The organism is Sphingomonas adhaesiva, assembly GCF_002374855.1.
Lineage (GTDB): Bacteria > Pseudomonadota > Alphaproteobacteria > Sphingomonadales > Sphingomonadaceae > Sphingomonas > Sphingomonas adhaesiva.
Map to the genome: position 1 here is coordinate 379,036 of NZ_NWVC01000003.1, position 18,822 is coordinate 397,857.

The following is an 18,822-nucleotide window of genomic DNA, read 5'->3' on the forward strand; positions in this document are numbered from 1 at the left end:
GGGCGCCTGCGTCAACCGCGTGCCGGCGCGTAGAATTGCCGTAGCGAGGCGGGCGCACCGCAGCGGCGGATCGCGGCGGCGACCAGACGTGCGCGCTCCGCCTTGAGCGAGGTGGCCGACAGCGCCAGGCGACGTTCGCGCGCGACCTCCGCGGCGGAGAAGGGCTGCGCATCGGCGGGGGCGCTGGCGCCGCCCAGTCCGAAGACGACGAAATTGACCAGATCGGCCAGTTCCTGATTGTCGGTGATGCGGCTGTGCGCGACGTTGGGCAGCCGCACCAGATAGGCGCGCGCTTCCGGCGTGCACATGAAATACCCGACGCGGTCGCGCAGTTCGGGCACCTGCGCGGGCGCGGAGCGGCCGTCGACGCCGTGGCACCCGCCGCAATGTTCGATATAGTCGGAGCGTGCGAGCACCGGGTCGGTGATCGCCGCGGGCAGCGCGCGGGTGGGCGGCGCGGTCGCGGCCGCCGCGGCGCCGACGATCGCGGCGGCCACCGCCAACGCGGCCAGCCGCCGCCCCGCCGCGCCGACGCCGCGCATCGTCCTAGCCCGCCGCGCCGACCAGCACCGCGGTGGAACAGTGATATTCCATGCTGGACGTGCCGAAGCACCAGATGACGTCGTTGTTGAGCTGCGGCGTGTACAGCTGCGTTTCGCGATCGGTGTTGTCGCACCCGCACTGGCCGCATGCCGGCTTTCCGCAGCAATCGCGATAGGCGATCAGATACGCCTTGCCGTCATCCGGGTTGATGCAGGTGCCCACCCACGACACCGGCGACGGCTCCGCGCCCGGCGGGCAGCTGTGGATGCCGCCGCCGCAGCAGGTGCACAGCGCGCCGTCGATCGCGCAATAGCGCCAGTAATCGCACTTGGTATCGTCCTTCGACTGCGCGTTGCGGGCGAAGGCGGTCTTGGCCTCTGCCGAGCGATCGGGCTTGGACGCCTGTGCGCGGCTGACCGGCAGCAGCGGGAACACGGGCGCGGCGACCAGCGCCAGCCCGGCGCGCGACAGGATGCCGCGGCGCGACGTGCGCCCGGCCAGCCTGCGCAGGATCGTTTCCCCGATGGCGTCGGCGTCGAAAAGCTTCATGTGCCCAATCCCCCGTTTGGCGCCGTTCAGGCCGCCTCGACCTTCAGCGTGGCGATATAGTCCTGGACCGACGCGATCCCCATTTCATGCGCGACGATCAGGCTTTCGAGATGCTCGCGGCTGTTCACCAGCCCCTTGGACAGGACCGTGCCGTCGGCATCCAGCAGCACCGCGAACGGCAGCTTGGACACGCCGAACGCCTGGCCCACCTCCGGCCCGTTGACGAACGGATAGGCGTCGATCCCCTGCTGCGCGATCAGCGCGCGCTGTGCCGCGGGGTCGTCGTCGCCGACGAAGGTCAGCGCGACCCGTTCGTGGCGCGCGAACGACTTCGCGGTCGGGATCATCCCCTTGCACAGCGGGCATTGCGCCGACACGAACATCAACAGGCGCAGCCCCGCGCCGGGAGCCGCGCCGCCGACCACGGTCCTGCCCCCGCCCAGCAGCGATGCCTCGATCGCGGCGGGACGATCGCCGACACCGATCCCCCCGGCGGTGGTCAGCGCCCCGGCCGGCGCGACGCGCAGGTGCAGCACGCCGACCTGCCGCGCGAGCGCGAGCAGCGCGAACCCCATCGCCAGGATCAGGAGCCAGGAGAGGATCTGGGACACCATCAATGCCGTCATCATCGTCGATTACCTCCCCAGGGCGGTCGCCGGCCGGTGCGACAGCGCACCGATCGCGTTGAACACCAGATAGAACAGGAACAGCGTCGTCCCGGCCGCGCCCGCGACCGCCACGCCTGCCGCGCCGTCGACGCGGGCGGCGAAGGCCGCCGGCAGCAGCGCGGCGGCGAGCAGCAGGTTGCGCACCACCAGCCGGCGATCGAGCGGCTGGCGGAGCGCCGACAGCCCGCAGCCGCAATCGATATGCGTGCGCCCGCGCCGGATATTGACCGCCATCGCGGCGGCGAACACCGCGAGCAGCGCGGCGGCGAGCCATTGCGGCCACGGGCGGATGCCCGACAGCAGCCCGGCCGCGATCGCCAGTTCGGCATAGGGCAGGAGGCGCGCCACCGGCGCCACCAGCCCCGGCGGCAGCAGCCGGTAATTGGCCACCACGCCGTCCATCAGCGCGGCGTGGCGCAGCTTGCCGATCCCCGCGACCGCGAAGACCAGCCCGGCCCCGATCGAGGTGGCCAGCCCGGCAATGGCAAGACCGTCGGCGCCCGCCATGGTCAGGACGGATCGACGACGGTGATGACGCCGCCGCCCGCGTTCTCGATCTCGTGCTTCTTCTCGCCCGTGGCCGGGTCGATGATCCAGCCCTTGCGCCCTTCGCCGTCAACGAACAGCAGCGGGGCGGCGGTTTGCGTCACCGCGATGTTGTTCATCGGTTCCTTGAGCGGCAGGCGGCGTACCACCTTCTTGGCGGCAAGGTCGACATCCCAGATCTCGGTCCCCGATTCCTTGTGCGTCCACATCTCGCCCATGTGCATCAGCACGAACATGTGCCCGGACGGCCGGTGCAGCGCCATCGGCTGGCGCCCGCCGGGCATCCAGTTGACGTCGAGCGGCTTCGTATCGCCGGGCCGCAATCCGGCGGCGGCCTGGATCGAGAAGGGCTGCGCCACGACCGGCTGTGCGGCGATGGCGGCCGTGTAAATAAGACCGGTGTAGGTCAGGAACACCGCCTGCTTCTTCGCCAGATCATAGGCGTAATTGTCGAAGATCGGATCGTCGGTCGCCTGGAAGAACGGCGCGGTGCGGGTGATCGCGGGCTTCTTCCCGGTGACGTCGACGGTCGCCAGCGACCCGTCGGAGCACAGCGCGGAAAAGCCGATGCCGGGATTGGGCATCATGCTGGCGCAGCCGGGCAGTTCGACGTTGGAGCGGAACTTGCGCGCCGCCAGATCGACGATGTTGACCGAGGAGGCGGGATCGAGATTGTAGACGAACGCCCAGCGGCCATCGTCGCTGATGACGAAATTGTTCTTTCGCGCGCCGATCAGGATGCGGCCGGGGATGGTGATTTCCGCCTGACGCTTCATGTCGCGCGTGTCGTAGACGGTGACCATGTCCTGGCGCGTGCCGCGGTCGCGGCGGCTCCACAGCGATTCGGCGACGTAATAATAGCGGCCGGCCGGGTCGATCGCGAAATCGGTGAGCCGGGCGGTATCGACCAGCCCCTTCATCTTGCCGGTCAGCCCGTCGAAAATGCTGGTGCCCGGCGAGTCCCACCCGCCCTCGACATAGAACCAGTTGGGATTGGGCGGATCGGCCCGCATCGTATCCGACGTTTCCGGCTGCAGCTCGGGAGCGGATTGGGCCGGTGCGGCCGTGGCGCCGGCCAGCAAAGCGGTGGCGGCGATCACGCTGGCCGCCGTCGCCCGAAGCATCGTCATCATTTCGCCCGTCCCCCCGTCGATCGCCGCAAAGTCTGTACATGTGTCCAGTTTTCGTCAAGCGGGGCCGAAGAGATTTTTTTGCACCTGCGAAAACACCGCCGCCTGGCGCGCCGCCACGACCAGCGCCGCGCAGCCCAGCGCCAGCGCGCCGGCCGCGCCAGCGACCAGTCCGGCCGACCCGGCGACCCCGACCAGCGCGGCACCGATCAGCGGGCCGGCGATCATTCCCAGCGGGTGGGTGCAAGCGACGAAGCGGCGGAACAGCGCGCCGTCCCCGGCGGCGCTGGCCGCGCCCGAACAGCGGATGATGATCGCGGTCGATCCGATATTGAGCAGCAGGATGCCGGCCACGAACGGCCCGCTTTGACCCGGCGGCGTCAGCACCAGCGGCGCCAGCAGCCCGCCGCTGGCCAGCACGCCGGTCAACGGCAGCGGCACGACGCGGCGATCGCGCAGCACCGCCAGCGCGGTGGCGGCGCCGATGACCGACCCCGCCGATACCGCCACGCCGATCGTATCCGGCGCGATCCCGCTGGCGATCGCGAGCGCGGCCGCCGAGCTCCAGATCATCATCGTCGCGGCGATGAAGGCGATGGTCGCCAGCGCCAGCGCCCAGGCGGCGGCGGACACTGGCGACGCGCCCGCCACCCCCGGATCGCGCTCGCGTACTCGCGGATTCAATGGTGCGGCGATCAGCGCCGCCGTCGCGGGGGGGGCCGCCAGCAACGCGAGCGCGACGCGCGGACCGGCGGCGTGGGCCACCGGGGGCAGCACCAGCGCGACCAGCGCGGAGAGCAGCAACTGGGTCAGGAACACGGCGGCATAGGCGGTGGTGGGGCGGCGCGCCGCCGCGCCGCTCATCGCATCGGTATAGACGATGCCGGTGGCGGTGCCGAACAGCGCGCGTGTGAGCAGCAGGGCGGACAGGCCGGCGTCCAGGACCGCGGTCAGCAGCGCCAGCGCAGTCGCCGCCAGCGCCGCCCGGGCGGCGATATGGGCGGGCAGCTTGGCCCCGAAGCGCCAGACCAGCAGTGCGCCCGCCGCCATCCCTCCCTGCGTCGCGCCCACGACCCAGCCGTGCGCGTCGGGATCCAGCCCGCCGGCATCGGACAGGAGCGTCAGGAACACCGGGTCGATCCCCGGTTGCAGGCAGGCGAGCGCGGCGGCGGCGATCGCGCCGATCGGCGCGCGGGACGTGGCGTGGTTCATCGGCGACCCCAACAGCGATGCGCGCCTTGCGACGCCCGCCGTTCAGATCATCCCCTGCAACGCCCCACTACATGTCGTTTCGCCCCGCGCCGTCAATCGAGCCGCGCGGGAAGGCCGGCAATGTCGCGCGACGTGACCGTCTTGGCAAGCTCCACCAGCGACTTTGCCGCCAGTGCGGTCAGGGCGGGCATCTTGTGCGCCCACGGCTTCTCATATCCCGCGAACGGCGTGGTCCCCTCCATCGACGCGCTGATGAACAGCGCGACGGTGTGTACCTCCTCCGGGGACAGCGCGGGATTGAGCAGCGCGACATATTCGCCGATATAATCGTGCACGCGCTGGTAGAAGATGCGCACCCGGTCGGCGACGAAGTCGCTGTGGTTGGCCAATGCCCACAATTCGGAGAACAGCCGGGTCGTCCGCTTGCCGCGGATATCGTCCAGGCACAGCACGATCAGCAGCCGCAGCTGTTCCTCCGCCGGGACGGCCGGGATGCGCACGGTGCGTTCAAGCAGCCGCGAATAGCTGTCGATCAGGTCGTCCAGCATCACCTGGACAAGCATTTCCTTGCGCGGGAAATGATAGCTGACGTTGCCGACCTTCATGTCGCAGCGCGCGGCGATGCGGCGAATCGTGAAGGCGGTGGCCCCTTCATCGATCAGCAGGTCCAGCGCGGCGCGCAGGATCGTGTCCACCGTTTCGGTACCGCGGGCGTAGATGCCGGGGCGTGCGATCGTGGTCGTGGAATTCATGCCGGAAACTCAAGCACGTGCGGGGGCACGGCGGACCTTTCTAGACCCCGGCGCGGACCACCACAAGTATCCGCGGGTTGACGAAATCTTGAAGTGCGTCCAGCATTTCTTTTGCATCGCAGCGACCGGCGGGGGCCGGGGGGCGTGTCGGCGGTGCGGAACGGGGGATGCCGATGTCGGTGACGATCACGGTCAACGGTATGCCGCGCACGATCGACGTCGATCCGGACAAGCCGCTGCTCTGGGCCTTGCGTGAAGACATGAAGCTGCCGGGTACCAAGTTCGGGTGCGGCGCGGGGCTGTGCGGGGCGTGCACCGTGATGATGGACGGCGAGGCGATCCGGTCCTGCCAGACGCCGGTCGGGTCGATCGAAGGGAAGGCGGTGACGACGATCGAGCATGTCGCGACCACCGCGATCGGGCGGCGGGTGAGCGAGGCGTGGGTGGCACTGGACGTGCCGCAATGCGGCTATTGCCAGGCCGGGCAGATCATGTCGGCGACCGCGCTGCTGACGCAGATTCCGGCACCGACGCCCGAGCAGATCGACAGCGCGATGAGCGGCAACATCTGCCGCTGCGCGACCTATCTGCGCATCCGCGCGGCGATCGCGAAGGCGGCGGCGGCATGAGCGCGGCGGCGCATCTGGACCGGCGCGGGTTCCTGACGGTGTCGCTGCTGGGGGGGACGGTGCTCGCCTTCGACGCGTGCGTGCCGCTGTCGGCGCAGGGGGTGGGGGCGGGGGCGCCGGGCGTCCTCAACGCCTTCGTGCGGATCGCGCCCGACAATGCCATTACCATCGGGGCGAAGAACCCGGAGATCGGGCAGGGCATCCGCACGATGCTGCCGATGCTGATCGCGGAGGAACTGGACGCCGACTGGGCGCAGGTGAGGATCGAGCAGACGCTGGCGAACGATGCGCTCTATGGCCCGCAGGTGGCGGGCGGCAGCCGCGCCACGCCGGTCAACTGGCTGCCGATGCGCCGCGTCGGCGCGGCCGCGCGGCAGATGATCCTGACCGCCGCCGCCGCCGAATGGGGCGTCGACGTCGCCACGCTGACCACCGAGCGGGGATATGTGGTGGCCGCGGCGAGCGGGCGGCGCGCGCCCTATGCCGCGTTCGCCGCCCGTGCGGCGGGGCTGCCCGCGCCGGACCTGGCGACCGTCACGCTGAAGGCGGCGAAGGATTTCCGCATCATCGGCACCGCGCAGCCCGGCGTCGATACGCCCGCGATCGTCGCGGGCAAGCCGCTGTTCGGGATCGACACCGACCTGCCGGACATGGTGCATGCCGCGATCGCGATCAGCCCGGTGTTCGGCGGCACGATCAAGACGCTGGACGATGCCGCGGTGCGCGCGATGCCCGGCGTCGTGGCGGTCGTGCGGCTGAACAGCGGGCTGGCGGCGGCGGGCGGCGCGGATGACGCGGTCGCAGTGGTGGCCGACAGCTGGTGGACCGCAGCGCAGGCGCGACGGAAACTGGCGATCACCTGGGCGCGCCCGGCGGCGGGCGGGGACCATGCCACCGCCAGCTACGAACGCACGGCCGCGACGTTGCTGGACGCGGCACCGCGCCACGACCTGTACCGCAGCGGGGACGCCGCCGCGGCGCTGAAGGACGCGCATCGCGTGGTGACCGAGCGCTACGACTATCCGTTCCTGGCACATGCCACGCTGGAGCCGCAGAATTGCACCGCGCGGTTCGCCGACGGCAAGCTGGAGCTGTGGGCGCCCAGCCAGGCGCCCGCGGCGGGGCGCAAGGCGACCGCCAAGGCGCTGGGCATCGCGCCGGAGGCGATCACGATCCACATGCCGCGGATCGGCGGCGGGTTCGGCCGGCGGCTGATGAACGATTATATGGTACAGGCCGCGCTGATCGCGAAGGCGGTGCCGGGGCGCCCGGTGAAGCTGCTGTACGATCGCGCCGACGACATCCGGCACGATTGCTATCGCCCGGCGGGGTGGCACCGCCTGACCGCAGGGCTGGACGCGAACGGCGCGATCACCGCGATCACCGATCATTTCGTCAGCTTCGGGCAGGATGGCGAGCCGGCGATCGCCGCGGAAATGTCGCCGTTCGAATTTCCGGCGCAGCTGGTGCCGGCGGTCCATTACGGCGCGACGTACATGCCCACCACCATGCCGACCGGCTGGCTGCGCGCGCCGACCAGCAATGCGATGGCGTTCACGTTCCAGGGGTTCCTGGACGAAGTGGCGCTCGCGGCGGGGTGCGATCTGCCCGATCTGCTGCGGCGCACGCTGGGCGCGCCGCGCACCCTGCCCCCGCCGGAACGCGGCGCGGCGTTCGACACCGGGCGCGCGCGCCGCGTGATCGACGCGGTGTGCACCCGCGCCAGCTGGACGGGGGGCCGCGCAAGGCCGGGTGCGCGAACGGCGGGGAAGGGCCGTGGTTTCGGCTTCTATTTCAGCCATGCGGGCTATTTCGCGGAGGTGGTCGACATCACCGTCGTCGATGGCGCGGCCATCCAGGTCGACAAGGTGTGGGTGGCCGGCGACGTCGGCAGCCAGGTCATCAACCCGCTGAACGCGGTGCATCAGGTGCAGGGATCGGTCATCGACGGGATCGCGCAGGCGCTGGCGGGGCAGAAGATCGAGGTCGTGGCGGGCGCGGCGACGCAGGAGAATTTCGGCGATTTCCCGCTGCTGCGCATCGACGGCGCGCCGCGCGCGATCGACGTGACGTTCGTCCCGTCCGATGCCGCGCCGACCGGGCTGGGCGAGCCGGCGCTGCCGCCGGTCATCCCGGCGATCGCCAATGCGGTGTTCGACGCGACCGGCCGGCGGCTGCGCAGCCTGCCGCTGCGGCTGGCGTAGCGGGGCGGCGTCCCGCCACGCGAGCCTCGCTATAGCGCGGCGACGTAGCGGGCGGCGGCGTCCGCGACCTGTTGCGCCGTTGCGCCGGGGCGGTAGAGGTTCGATCCCAGGCCGAAACCGTCGGCGCCCGCCGCACGCCATGTCGCCATATTGTCCGGCGCGACCCCGCCGACCGCCAGCATACGCGCGTCGCGTGGCAGGACCGCGCGCTGCGCCTTCAGGAAGGCGGGGGTGGTGCCGTCGGCCGGGAACAGCTTCAGCGCGCTGGCACCGGCGGCGAGCGCGGCGAACCCCTCGCTGGGGGTGAAATAGCCCGGCAGCGATATCAGTCCCGCGGCGCGGGTCGCGCGGATCACCGCGGCATCGGTGTTGGGCGACACGATCAGCGTGCCGCCCGCATCGCGCACGCGCGTGACGTCGTCGGGGGCCAGGACCGTGCCGGCGCCGATCATCGCGCGGTCCCCCAGCCGCCGGGCGAGCAGCGCGATACTGTCGAACGGATCGGGGGAGTTCAGCGGCACCTCGATCAGGGTCAGCCCTGCGGCGACCAGCGCGTCGCCGATCGCCGGCGCCTCCGCCGGGGTCAGCCCGCGCAGGATCGCCACCAGCGGGCAGGCGGCAAAGGCGCGATCGAAGGCGCGGTCGGTATCGGTCATTGGGCTTCTCCCGGAAGCAGGGCGTGGAGCGCGTGGATGCCGGCGGTGAACGCGGCCTCGCTGTCGATCGCGAGAACATCGCCGCCCCGCAGGCCGATTGCCGCGGCGTAGAGCGCGGCGAGCGGGCCGCTGGCGAGGAGATGGACGGTGCGCCCCGCCAGATCGCCGCGCGCGCCGACGTCCGCGCCGATCAGGACGCCGCTGGCGAAGGATGCCGCATCGCCGGGCGACAGCGCGCCGAGCAGGACGCGCGCACGCACTTCGAACAGCGCATCGAGCAGATCGGTCGCACCCGCGCCGCGCGCCACGCCGTCGCGGAACGCCGCACCGTCGACGGCGGCGGCGTCGAGCATCCCGGACAGGATGCCGTGCGTGCGCAGCAGGGCGAACAGCTCCCCGGTCATCGCGGTGGCGAAGCGGTGGATGCGGCCATCGGCCACGGCGATCCATTTGTTGTGCGTGCCCGGCTGGCAGAACAGCGCATCGCGCGGCGCCAGTCCCGCGGCGACGGCGCCCAGCGCCTGCACCTCCTCCCCCCGCATCACGTCGTGCCGCTGGCCGCGCAGCGCGACGCCCGGCACGATCGCCACATCATGTGCGACGGGCGCCACGCCCCGGGCCAGCGCGGCGAGATCGGCGGGGGCATCGACATACGGCGCCTCGCGCCAGCCGCGCGTCGATCCGGCCATGCCCGCGATCAGCACCGGCGCATCGCCCAGCCGGACGCGCAGCGCCGCCACCGCCGGGGGATAGTCCGCCGGGGTCAGCGACAGGATGCCGCGATCGTCGCGTATCGCGGCCAGCACGCGCCCGTCCGCCGCCAGCCGGTAGGCGCGCCGGTTGGTCGTTCCCCAATCCACCGCGATCACTTCGCCGATCATCACCTTGCCCCGGTTATTTATATGACATTATCGTGCAGCGCTGTATCGTCAACGCATGGCGCAGGACAAGAGAGGATGATGATGGCGGATCGGGCGCGGACGGTGTGGAACGGCGCGGCGGAACTGGGCGAAGGGCCGGTGTGGGACACGCGCGACGCGGCGCTGTGGTTCGTGGATATCAAGCGGCCGGCGGTCCACCGCGTCGATCCCGCCGATGGCGCGCACCGATCGTGGCCCGCACCGGCGCAGATCGGCTGGGTACTGCCGGCGGAGGGCGGCGGCTTCCTGGCCGGGCTGCAGACGGGGCTGGCGCATTTCGACCCCGCGACCGGCGCCTTCACCCATCTGTGCGCGGTGGAGCCGGATCGTCCCGGCAACCGGCTGAACGATGCCACGGTCGGGCCGGACGGCGTGGTATGGTTCGGGTCGATGGACGATGCCGCGCGCGCGGCGACCGGGCAGGTGCATCGCTGGGACGGCGCGCAGGCGACCGTGACGGGAATCGCGCCGGTGACGATCACCAACGGCCCGGCGGTGTCTCCGGACGGATCGACCCTGTACCATGTCGATACGCTGGGCGGGGCGATCCACGCGGTGCCGGTGACGGGCCACGGGACGACCGGCGCTGGGCGCGTGCTGGTGACGATTGACCCGGCGGACGGCACGCCGGATGGGGTCAGCACCGATGCGGCCGGCAACATCTGGCTGGGGATGTGGGGCGGATGGAGCGCGCGCTGCTACGATCCGGCGGGCACGCTGCTGCGCGAGGTGCGGCTGCCGGCGGCGCAGGTGACGAAGATTGCGTTCGGCGGCGCGGACCTGCGCACCGCCTTTGCCACGACCGCGCGGCTGGGGCTGGACCCGGCGGCGCTGGCCGCGCAGCCGGAGGCGGGCGCGGTGTTCGCGTTCGACGTTGATGTGCCGGGGCGGCCGCTGCCGCTGGCGCGGCTGCGGCGGTGATCCGGGTAACGGATCATTCCTGGACGAACAGGTGATCCGCCTTCAGCCACAGCGGCGCCAGGCACAGCGGCACGGACGACAGCGGCAGCACGGTTTCGTCGACGGCGACGCCCAGCGTATCGGTCATGAAGCGGCGGCGCGCGTCGATGCGCGCCATCACCGCCGGGTGGCGATCGGCCAGCTCGGCGCGCAGCGCGGCATCGGCCAGCACGACGCTGTCCTCGCAATTGAGCGCCCAGCCGTCGCGCATCGGCGTGGGGATGACGTCGACCTGCACATGCATCCCCGACCGCAGCCGCTCGGTCGAGCCGGGGCGGACGGGGGTGTGCGACCATTCCTCATGCCCGGTCAGATGGCCGGGATTGAGCAGCGAGTGCAGCCCGCCGCGCGCCAGGGTGCCGGTGACCGCGTCGTGCAGCTCGCCGCCCGGCGTGCCCACGCGCGCGACGCGATACCATTCGACCAGCCCCGCGAAATAATCCGCGGCGGTGGCGACGAAGGCGTCGTCGGCATCGTCCAGCAGCCCCGCGCGCGCGGTCAGCCCGCCCCACAGGCCGACCGCGGTCGACACGCCGTCGCCCTTGCGCAGGACGCGTGGGCCGGGGCTGGCCAGCCCGATCACCCCGCCATCGGCAGCGCCGCCCGACGCCAGCATCATGTGCACGTTGAACGGATCGCCGTGATAGCCCATCCGCGCGGCGCCATCGCGCTCGCGGTCGCCGGGGCGCAGCTGCGACAGGACCGACCACACCATCGCGGAGCCGCGCGCGGCCGCCGCCTCGAACACCGCGATCTGATCGGCATCGATGATCGAGCGGTGGCCGGTTTCGGGGTGGAGCAGCACCGCGGTGCGATCCTCCACCGCATCGGCGCCGACGACGCGCGCGATCGCGGCGTGATAGGCGGCGGGCAGGAACGAGGGCGCGGGCAGGCCGTCGTCCCATTCCTCCGCCGCCAGATACTTCCACCCGACGATCCCCGTGCGCGTGCCGGGCGCCAGCCCCGCGTCGCGCAGCACGTCGGTCAGCCGCGGGGCGACGCTGCGGTCCTGGCCCAGCAGGCTCATCGTCTGCGCCAGCCGCACCGTCAGGCCGGGCAGCGGCGCGCGTTCGGCATAGGGGACGCATTCGTTGCCGGTGACGACGATCCGCCGCCCGCCGGGACCGAGCAGCAGCAGCGCCTCCTCGAACCGCGGTTCGAACCCCGACAGGAACATGACGTTCGCCATATGCTCGCGGTCGGCATAGACGACCAGCCAGTCGGTCCCCGCCGCCGCCAGCGCCGCATCGCACCGCGCGGCATAACGCGCCGGCGGCAGCGCGGGCGGTTCGTCGATGGTGCCGAAATCGGGTATGGCGACCGGTGTCAGGCGAATGGTCATGGCTGGCCCCTTCCAACGGGATGCTATCAGTGGGATGATTGACCGCTGCATGATATTATATATGACATAATTGCAAGTCAAAAAGGGGAAGCGCGATGCGGTGGTGGGCTGGGGCGATGATGGCGGTCGCGGCGGGCACGGCGGATGCGCGGCCCCCGGCACCCCCGTACGCCGATGCGGTGACGATCGTGCGCGACGATGCCGGCATCGCGCATATCCACGGACGCAGCGACGCCGACGCGGTGTTCGGCATGATCTACGCCCAGGCGGAGGACGATTTCCCGCGGATCGAGCGCAATTATCTGGTCGCGCTGGGCCGGCTGGCGGAGGTGGAGGGCGAGAGCGCGCTGTGGGCCGACCTGCGCCAGCGGCTGTTCGTCGATCCGGCGGCGTTGCAGGCGGCGTACCGGCGCAGCCCCGACTGGTCGCGACGGCTGATGCAGGCATGGGCGGCGGGGCTGAACCATTATCTGGCGACCCACCCCGCCGTCCGCCCGCAGCGGCTGACCCGGTTCGAACCGTGGATGGCGCTCGCCTTTTCCGAAGGGAGCATCGGCGGCGATATCGAGCGCGGGGTCGCGCTCGACCCGCTCGCGGCCTTCTACGGCCATGGCGGTGCGGCGGCGCAGCTCGCCGCGAGCGATGCGGGCCGGATGGTCGAGCCGAAGGGATCGAACGGCATTGCGATCGGTCCGCAGCGCAGCGCCAGCGGCCATCCGCTGCTGTGGATCAATCCGCACACCTCGTTTTTCTTCCGGTCGGAACAGCAGGTGCGCAGCGACCAGGGGCTGGACGTCTACGGCGCCGCCACCTGGGGACAGTACTTCATCTACCAGGGGTTCAACCGCCGGCTGGGGTGGATGCACACGTCGAGCGGGGTCGACAATATCGACGAATTCGCGGTCGAGGTGGCGCGGCGCGGGGGCGCGCTGCGCTGGCGCGACGGCGCGCAGTGGCGCCCCTTCGTACAGCGGACGGTGACGCTGCAGGTGCGCCGCCCCGACGGCACGCTGGCGCCGCGATCGTTCACGACGCTGGCGACGCGGCACGGCCCGGTGATCCGCGCGGAGAACGACCGCTGGATCGCGGTGGCGATGCTGAACGCGCGGCAGGCCGCGCTGGAGCAGAGCTGGCTGCGGACCAAGGCGACGACGCTGGACGCGTATCTGCGCGCGTCGGACCGCAAGGCCAATTCGTCGAACAACACCATCCTGGCCGCCGCCGACGGCACGATCGCGTATCTGCACCCGCAATTCGTGCCGGTGCGCGACGCGCGATTCGACTATACCCGTCCGGTCGACGGCAGCGACCCGGCGACCGCGTGGCGCGGGCTGCACCGGCTGAACGAGCTGCCGCAGGCGGTGCGGCCGGCCAGCGGGTGGGTGATGAACACCAACAATGCGCCATGGGGCGCGGCGGGGGCGGACAGCCCGCGCGCTGCCGCCTTCCCGGCCTATATGGACCAGTTCGGCGAGAACCCGCGCGGCATCCATGCCACCGCGCTGTTGAACGGGACGCGGAAATTCACCGCGATGGCGTTGCGCGACCTGGCGTTCGATCCGTTCCTGCCGTTCTTCGACCAGCAGATCCCGGCGGTGCGGCGTGCGTGGGACGCGCTGCCGGCGGGCGCGCCGCTGCGCGCGCGGCTGGCGGCGCCGGTCGCGATGCTGTCCGGCTGGGACCGGCGCTGGGGCCTCGAATCGCAGCCGATGTCGCTGGCGGCCTATTGGGGCGAAGCGCTGTGGCGGCGCGAGGGGCCGAAGGCAGAGGCCGCGCACCGCACGATCTTCGACTGGCTGGCCAATGCCACCGCGGATGCCGACCGGCTGGCGGCGCTGGACGATGCGGTCGCCGCGATGACCGCGGAACACGGCGGGTGGCGCGTCGCCTGGGGCAGGATCAACCGGTTCCAGCGGCTGGACGGCGCGATCCGCCCGCATTTCGACGATCGGCGCCCCAGCGTGCCCGTGCCGTTCACCACCGGCAATTTCGGATCGCTGGCGGCCTTCTCGGTCGAACGCCAGCCGGGGCAGCGGTGCTTCTACGGCACCAGCGGCAACAGCTTCGTGGCGCTGGTGGAATTCGCGCCCGACGGCCCGCATGCCTGGACGGTATCGGCCGGCGGGCAGAGCGGCGACCCGGCGTCACCGCATTTCGACGACCAGGCGAACCGCTATGCCAGCGGCACGTTGCGCCCGGTCCCGCTGGATGGCGTGGCGGGCGTCGCCTATCACCCCGGGCAGCCGCGCCCGGGCGAGGCGCCGCGCAGGATCGCCACCGCGGCGAGCGCGTGCGGCGGCTGAGGCGCGTGCGCGGTCAGGCGGTCACGGCCGGAGCGGGTGGTTGCCGGCGACCAGCAGCAGCGCCAGCGCGTCGTGGATCAGTTCGTACATCCGCTCTCCCGCCAGCGTCGCCTTGCCCTCGACGATCGCATCGGCGACGCGCTTGTGGTCGCGCGAACTGGCGCGGGGCACGCCCTTGTACTGGTTGGTCCGGCGGATCGAGAAGCGCAGCGTCGTTTCGGTCAGGTCGGTGAACTGGCGCAGGAAGCGGTTGTTGCTCGCCTCCAGCACCGCGATGTGGAAGGCGATATCGGCCTCCAGCGCGTCCTCCTCGCCGCGATCGGCGGCGAACATCCGGTCGATCGCCGCCAGGATGCGCGCGCGCTGCGGCCCGGTGGCGGAATGCGACGCCAGCGTCGCGGCGCGCGGTTCGATCGCCAGGCGGATGTCGGTGAAGTCGATCAGCAGGTCGATCGAGAAATCGCGTTGCAGCATCCAGCGCAGCACATCGGGATCGAGCAGGTTCCACCGCTCCTCCGGCTGGACGATCGTGCCCGCGCGCTTGCGCCCGACCAGCAGCCCCTTGGCGGTCAGCATCTTCACCGCCTCGCGCAGGACGGGGCGGCTGGCGTTGAAGCGTTCGCACAATTCCGCCTCGGTCGGGAAGGGTGCGCCGGCGCGATAGCTTTGCGTGACGATCGCATGGCCCAGGTCGTTGACGATCGTCGCCGTCAGGTTGCGGCCGTCGGAGGGGGCGTGGCCGGTGGCGGCCGCGGTCGGGAGCGTCATCACCCCTACATATCCGACCTGTGGCGCGAAGGCCAATCGTCGATAAGGCGCAAATTTGCGCTTCCCCTGTAATAAGTATGATATTATGCAGGTGTGATGAGGGCTTGGGGAAGGGCGACATGGCGGAGGGGGTGACGGGGCGCAGAACCCTGCTCGGCGGTCTGTCGTCGGTCGTCGGCATGGCCGCGCTGGGCGGTTGCGCACCGCGCGCGGCGCCGACGCGCGGCGTGCGGATCGGCTTCGTCGTGAAGATGCCGCAGGAGCAATGGTTTCAGGACGAATGGCGGTTCGCCCGCGCGGCGGCGCGCGACCTGGGCTTTTCGCTGATCGCGATCGGGGCGGAGGATGGCGACCGCGTGCTGTCGGCCTTGTGGACGCTCTATGCGCGCTATGCCGGCGGGTTCGTGATCTGCACCCCCGATCCGCGGCTCGGCCCGGCGATCGCGGGCTTTGCGGCGCATAGCGGGATGAAGGTGATGTCGGTGGACGACCGGCTGATCGGCCCGGACGGCGGGCCGATCGCCGCCATCCCGCATGTCGGCATCTCCGCCGACGCGATCGGTCGGGTCGCGGGCAATGCCGCCGCGGACGAAGCGGCGCGGCGCGGCTGGTCGGGGGAGCGGACCGGGATATTGCGCATCGCCTATGACAGCCTGGATACCGGGCGCGAACGCACCGGCGGGGCGGTGGCGGCGCTGCGCGCGCGCGGTTTCGCCCGCGTGTTCGACGCGCCGCAGCGGACCACCGACACCGAAGGCGCGTTCACCGCGGCGGCGCCGATCCTGACCGCGCATGCCGATATCGAACGCTGGATCGTCCTGGGCTTGAACGACGAGACGGTCGTGGGGGGCGTGCGCGCGGCCGAGGGACTGCGCATCGCGCCCGCGGCGGTGATCGGCATCGGCATCGGCGGATCGGAGGCGGCGATCGCCGAATTGTCCAAGCCGGTGCCGACCGGTTTCTTCGCCACCGTGCTGCTGAGCGCGCGGCGCCATGGCTACGACACCGCGGCGGCGATGTTCGCGTGGATCCGCGATGCGCGCGCACCGGCGCCGCTGACGCTGACCAGCGGGACGCTGATGACCCGCGCGACGATGCGCGCCACGCTGGCCCGCGAGGCGGCGGCATGACCGCGCGGCTGGCCTTCGAGGATGTCGGCAAGAGCTTTCCGGGCGTCGTCGCGCTGGACGGCGTCAGCTTCACCGTGGCGGCGGGCGAGGTGCGCGCGCTGGTCGGCGAAAACGGCGCGGGCAAATCGACCCTGCTGAAGATCCTGTCGGGCCAGTACCAGCCCGACCGCGGCACGCTGGCGATCGACGGCGTCGCATGTCGGTTCGACCGGCCGCGCGCGGCGCAGGACGCTGGCGTGGCGATCATCCACCAGGAACTGCAGCTGGTGCCCGACCTGTCGGTGGCGGAAAACCTGCTGCTGGGAACCCTGCCGGCGCGCGGCGGGTGGATCCGCCATGCCGAACTGCAGCAGCGCGCGCGTGCGGTGCTGGCGCGACTGGGCGAGGCGATCGATCCGGCGACGCCGGTGCGTTCGCTGTCGATCGGGCAGCGACAGATGGTGGAGATCGGCCGCGCGCTGCTGCGCGAGGCGCGGATCATCGCCTTTGACGAGCCGACCAGCTCGCTGAGCGCGCGCGAGACCGACCGGCTGCTGGCGATCATCGACGAACTGCGCCGCGACGGTGCCGCGATCCTGTACGTCAGCCACCGCATGGAGGAAATCTATGCGCTGGCGGACAGCGCGACGGTGCTGCGCGACGGGCGGCACGTCACCGATATCGCACCGGTCGGCCCGGCGGACGCCGACCGTATCGTCACCGCGATGGCGGGCCGCGCGATCGCGGACATCTACGGCTATCGCGCGCGGCCCGCCGGGGCGGCGGCGCTGCGGGCCGAGGGCGTGACCGGCGCGGGGCTGCGCCAGCCGGTGTCGTTCGAGGTGGCGGACGGCGAGATACTCGGCTTCTTCGGGCTGGTCGGCGCGGGGCGGTCGGAACTGTTCCGGCTGCTGTACGGCGCCGCGCCGCGCACCGGGGGCGCGGTGACGGTGCGGGACGAGCCGCTGGCGGCGGGCGACCCGCGCGCCGCGATCGCCGCCGGACTGGGGCTGTGCCCGGAAGATCGCAAGGACGCCGGGATTATCCCGCTGGCCGCGGTGCAGGAGAATATCGCGATCGGCTGGCGCAACCGGCGCGGCGCGTCGCCGTGGCTGCGCGCGCGTGCCGAGGCCAGCGGTGCGCGCGCGATCATCGACACGATGCGCGTCAAGACCGCCAGCCCGGCGACGCCGATCGCGACCCTGTCCGGCGGCAACCAGCAGAAGGCGGTGATCGGCCGCTGGCTGATGGCGCAGGCGCGTATCCTGATGCTGGACGAGCCGACGCGCGGCATCGACGTGGGCGCGCGCAGCGAGATCTACGAGCGGATGTACGCGTTCGCCGAGGCGGGCGGCGCGGTGCTGTTCGCGTCGTCCGACATGGCCGAGGTGCTGGGCGTCGCCGACCGCATCGTGGTGATGCGCGAGGGATGCGTGGCCGGCATCGTCCCGCGTGCCGAGGCGAGCGCCGACGTGCTGATGCGGCTGGCGCTGCCGCAGGGTGCTGCCGCGCCTTCTTTCCCGGACCCATCCTCTCCTGACAGGGACACGATCCCCGCATGACGCCATCCTCGCTCCTTTCCCGTGCCGGGCCGCTGCTGGCGCTGTTCGTGCTGGTCGCCCTGCTCGGCTGGCTGGTCCCCGATTTCCTGAGCGTGCGCAACGCGCAGGGACTGCTGCTGTCGGTGACGCTGGTCGGCACGATCGCGGCGACGATGATGCTGGTGCTGGCGATGCGCGAGGTCGACCTGTCGGTCGGCTCCACCGTCGCCTTTGCCGGCGTGCTGGCGGCGGTGACGATCAACGCGACCGGCAGCGTCGCGCTGGGCGTCGTCGCGGCGCTGGCGGGCGGCGCCGCGGTGGGGCTGTTCAACGGCGCGCTGGTGGCCGGGTTGCAGGTCAATTCGCTGATCGTCACGCTGGCGACGATGGAGATGGTGCGCGGGCTGGCGTTCCTGGCGTCGGGCGGGGAAAGCGTCGCGATCCCCGCACAGCGTTTCTATGCGCTGGGATCGGGGGGGATGCTGGGCATCGGCTGGCCGATCTGGATCATGGCGGCCAGTTTCGCGCTGTTCGGCGTGCTGCTGAACCGCACCGTGTTCGGGCGCAACATCCTGGCGATCGGCGGCAATCCGGAGGCCGCGCGGCTGGCGGGCATCCCGATCACCCGCGTGCGCATCACCGTGTTCGTGTTGCAGGGGATGGTCGCGGCGGTCGCGGGCATCGTGCTGGCGGCGCGGATCACCAGCGGGCAGCCGAACACCAGCATCGGGCTGGAACTGGCGGTGATCTCCGCCTGCGTGCTGGGCGGGGTGTCGCTGTCGGGCGGTGTCGCGACGGTGGCCGGCGTCATCGTGGGCGTGTTCATCATGGGCGCGGCGCAGAATGCGCTCAACCTGATGAACGTGCCGACTTTCTATCAATATGTGGTGCGTGGCGGCATCCTGTTGCTGGCGGTGGTCGCGGACCGGCTGCGCCAGACCGGGCGGCTGCCGGCGCTACGCATCGCCCGCCAGAGGGAGCGTTGACGTC

The 18,822-nt window shown here is 71.5% G+C and carries 18 protein-coding genes; 7 read left to right on the plus strand and 11 right to left on the minus strand.

The features are described 5' to 3' along the window. Positions 1-11: 11 nt before the first annotated feature. The 7 genes from COA07_RS09115 to COA07_RS09145 form a co-directional block, all read right to left on the minus strand. Positions 12-542, minus strand: a complete 531-nt coding sequence (locus tag COA07_RS09115; protein ID WP_245842085.1) for a cytochrome c family protein — start codon at positions 540-542, stop codon at positions 12-14. A 4-nt stretch (positions 543-546) separates the two neighbouring features. Further along, a complete protein-coding gene (locus COA07_RS09120) occupies positions 547-1,092 on the minus strand; it encodes a methylamine dehydrogenase light chain (RefSeq protein WP_066713900.1) in 546 nt (181 codons plus the stop codon). Between the two features lie 26 nt (positions 1,093-1,118). After that, a complete protein-coding gene (locus tag COA07_RS09125; protein ID WP_066713903.1) occupies positions 1,119-1,721 on the minus strand; it encodes a thioredoxin domain-containing protein in 603 nt (200 codons plus the stop codon). Positions 1,722-1,727: 6 nt separating this feature from the next. Further along, positions 1,728-2,267 carry a MauE/DoxX family redox-associated membrane protein gene (locus tag COA07_RS09130; RefSeq protein WP_096640829.1) on the minus strand — a complete coding sequence of 180 codons (540 nt, stop codon included), beginning with the start codon at positions 2,265-2,267 and terminating at the stop codon, positions 1,728-1,730. Between the two features lie 2 nt (positions 2,268-2,269). After that, positions 2,270-3,436: an amine dehydrogenase large subunit gene (locus COA07_RS09135; protein ID WP_245842086.1), complete on the minus strand. Its 1,167-nt coding sequence runs from the start codon at positions 3,434-3,436 to the stop codon at positions 2,270-2,272. Positions 3,437-3,493: 57 nt separating this feature from the next. Continuing rightward, positions 3,494-4,648, minus strand: coding sequence for a hypothetical protein (locus COA07_RS09140; protein WP_066712071.1), 1,155 nt, complete (start codon positions 4,646-4,648; stop codon positions 3,494-3,496). 92 nt (positions 4,649-4,740) lie between these two features. Beyond that, positions 4,741-5,400 (minus strand): TetR/AcrR family transcriptional regulator, encoded by a 660-nt coding sequence (locus COA07_RS09145; RefSeq protein WP_066712069.1) that lies wholly within the window; start codon positions 5,398-5,400, stop codon positions 4,741-4,743. Between the two features lie 173 nt (positions 5,401-5,573). On the opposite strand from COA07_RS09145, the gene COA07_RS09150 reads away from it, so the two are divergent. Together COA07_RS09150 and COA07_RS09155 are read left to right on the plus strand one after the other, a co-directional pair. Continuing rightward, positions 5,574-6,029, plus strand: coding sequence for a (2Fe-2S)-binding protein (locus tag COA07_RS09150; protein WP_066712067.1), 456 nt, complete (start codon positions 5,574-5,576; stop codon positions 6,027-6,029). Continuing rightward, positions 6,026-8,233 (plus strand): xanthine dehydrogenase family protein molybdopterin-binding subunit, encoded by a 2,208-nt coding sequence (locus COA07_RS09155; RefSeq protein WP_096640831.1) that lies wholly within the window; start codon positions 6,026-6,028, stop codon positions 8,231-8,233. The genes COA07_RS09150 and COA07_RS09155 overlap by 4 nt, the downstream gene beginning before the upstream one ends. A gap of 29 nt (positions 8,234-8,262) precedes the next feature. On the opposite strand, the gene COA07_RS09160 is transcribed toward COA07_RS09155, so the two are convergent. Beyond that, a complete protein-coding gene (locus COA07_RS09160) occupies positions 8,263-8,889 on the minus strand; it encodes a 2-dehydro-3-deoxy-6-phosphogalactonate aldolase (protein WP_066712308.1) in 627 nt (208 codons plus the stop codon). Then, complete coding sequence (locus COA07_RS09165; RefSeq protein ID WP_066712305.1) at positions 8,886-9,770, minus strand: 2-dehydro-3-deoxygalactonokinase; 885 nt, start codon at positions 9,768-9,770, stop codon at positions 8,886-8,888. The genes COA07_RS09160 and COA07_RS09165 overlap by 4 nt, the downstream gene beginning before the upstream one ends. 81 nt (positions 9,771-9,851) lie before the next feature. Between COA07_RS09165 and COA07_RS09170 the strand changes: the two genes are divergently transcribed. Beyond that, complete coding sequence (locus COA07_RS09170) at positions 9,852-10,730, plus strand: SMP-30/gluconolactonase/LRE family protein (protein WP_066712311.1); 879 nt, start codon at positions 9,852-9,854, stop codon at positions 10,728-10,730. Between the two features lie 13 nt (positions 10,731-10,743). Here the strand turns inward: COA07_RS09170 and COA07_RS09175 are convergent, their stop codons facing one another. Beyond that, on the minus strand, positions 10,744-12,111 hold the full coding sequence (locus tag COA07_RS09175; RefSeq protein ID WP_066712295.1) for a M24 family metallopeptidase: 1,368 nt from the start codon (positions 12,109-12,111) through the stop codon (positions 10,744-10,746). A gap of 95 nt (positions 12,112-12,206) precedes the next feature. On the opposite strand from COA07_RS09175, the gene COA07_RS09180 reads away from it, so the two are divergent. Further along, on the plus strand, positions 12,207-14,414 hold the full coding sequence (locus COA07_RS09180) for a penicillin acylase family protein (protein ID WP_096640833.1): 2,208 nt from the start codon (positions 12,207-12,209) through the stop codon (positions 14,412-14,414). A 21-nt stretch (positions 14,415-14,435) separates the two neighbouring features. Here COA07_RS09180 and COA07_RS09185 read toward each other — a convergent pair whose 3' ends face one another. Next, positions 14,436-15,182 carry a FadR/GntR family transcriptional regulator gene (locus COA07_RS09185; protein ID WP_066713138.1) on the minus strand — a complete coding sequence of 249 codons (747 nt, stop codon included), beginning with the start codon at positions 15,180-15,182 and terminating at the stop codon, positions 14,436-14,438. 131 nt (positions 15,183-15,313) lie between these two features. Here COA07_RS09185 and COA07_RS09190 point away from each other — a divergent pair, with 131 nt between their 5' ends. From COA07_RS09190 to araH, 3 genes are read left to right on the plus strand one after another with little or no spacing between them, the layout of a single operon-like run. After that, positions 15,314-16,312 (plus strand): type 1 periplasmic-binding domain-containing protein, encoded by a 999-nt coding sequence (locus COA07_RS09190; RefSeq protein WP_245842087.1) that lies wholly within the window; start codon positions 15,314-15,316, stop codon positions 16,310-16,312. After that, positions 16,309-17,853, plus strand: coding sequence for an L-arabinose ABC transporter ATP-binding protein AraG (gene araG, locus COA07_RS09195; RefSeq protein WP_096640835.1), 1,545 nt, complete (start codon positions 16,309-16,311; stop codon positions 17,851-17,853). The genes COA07_RS09190 and araG overlap by 4 nt, the downstream gene beginning before the upstream one ends. After that, positions 17,850-18,818 (plus strand): L-arabinose ABC transporter permease AraH, encoded by a 969-nt coding sequence (gene araH / locus COA07_RS09200; RefSeq protein ID WP_066713385.1) that lies wholly within the window; start codon positions 17,850-17,852, stop codon positions 18,816-18,818. Before araG ends, araH begins: the two co-directional genes overlap by 4 nt. Positions 18,819-18,822: the final 4 nt, after the last annotated feature.

Bases quoted from the DNA above. Each gene is read 5' to 3' on its own strand.
- COA07_RS09115 (WP_245842085.1), bottom strand. From the start codon at position 542: ATGCGCGGCGTCGGCGCGGCGGGGCGGCGGCTGGCCGCGTTGGCGGTG.
- COA07_RS09120 (WP_066713900.1), bottom strand. From the start codon at position 1,092: ATGAAGCTTTTCGACGCCGACGCCATCGGGGAAACGATCCTGCGCAGG.
- COA07_RS09125 (WP_066713903.1), bottom strand. From the start codon at position 1,721: ATGATGACGGCATTGATGGTGTCCCAGATCCTCTCCTGGCTCCTGATC.
- COA07_RS09130 (WP_096640829.1), bottom strand. From the start codon at position 2,267: ATGGCGGGCGCCGACGGTCTTGCCATTGCCGGGCTGGCCACCTCGATC.
- COA07_RS09135 (WP_245842086.1), bottom strand. From the start codon at position 3,436: ATGACGATGCTTCGGGCGACGGCGGCCAGCGTGATCGCCGCCACCGCT.
- COA07_RS09140 (WP_066712071.1), bottom strand. From the start codon at position 4,648: ATGAACCACGCCACGTCCCGCGCGCCGATCGGCGCGATCGCCGCCGCC.
- COA07_RS09145 (WP_066712069.1), bottom strand. From the start codon at position 5,400: ATGAATTCCACGACCACGATCGCACGCCCCGGCATCTACGCCCGCGGT.
- COA07_RS09150 (WP_066712067.1), top strand. From the start codon at position 5,574: ATGTCGGTGACGATCACGGTCAACGGTATGCCGCGCACGATCGACGTC.
- COA07_RS09155 (WP_096640831.1), top strand. From the start codon at position 6,026: ATGAGCGCGGCGGCGCATCTGGACCGGCGCGGGTTCCTGACGGTGTCG.
- COA07_RS09160 (WP_066712308.1), bottom strand. From the start codon at position 8,889: ATGACCGATACCGACCGCGCCTTCGATCGCGCCTTTGCCGCCTGCCCG.
- COA07_RS09165 (WP_066712305.1), bottom strand. From the start codon at position 9,770: ATGATCGGCGAAGTGATCGCGGTGGATTGGGGAACGACCAACCGGCGC.
- COA07_RS09170 (WP_066712311.1), top strand. From the start codon at position 9,852: ATGGCGGATCGGGCGCGGACGGTGTGGAACGGCGCGGCGGAACTGGGC.
- COA07_RS09175 (WP_066712295.1), bottom strand. From the start codon at position 12,111: ATGACCATTCGCCTGACACCGGTCGCCATACCCGATTTCGGCACCATC.
- COA07_RS09180 (WP_096640833.1), top strand. From the start codon at position 12,207: ATGCGGTGGTGGGCTGGGGCGATGATGGCGGTCGCGGCGGGCACGGCG.
- COA07_RS09185 (WP_066713138.1), bottom strand. From the start codon at position 15,182: ATGACGCTCCCGACCGCGGCCGCCACCGGCCACGCCCCCTCCGACGGC.
- araG (WP_096640835.1), top strand. From the start codon at position 16,309: ATGACCGCGCGGCTGGCCTTCGAGGATGTCGGCAAGAGCTTTCCGGGC.
- araH (WP_066713385.1), top strand. From the start codon at position 17,850: ATGACGCCATCCTCGCTCCTTTCCCGTGCCGGGCCGCTGCTGGCGCTG.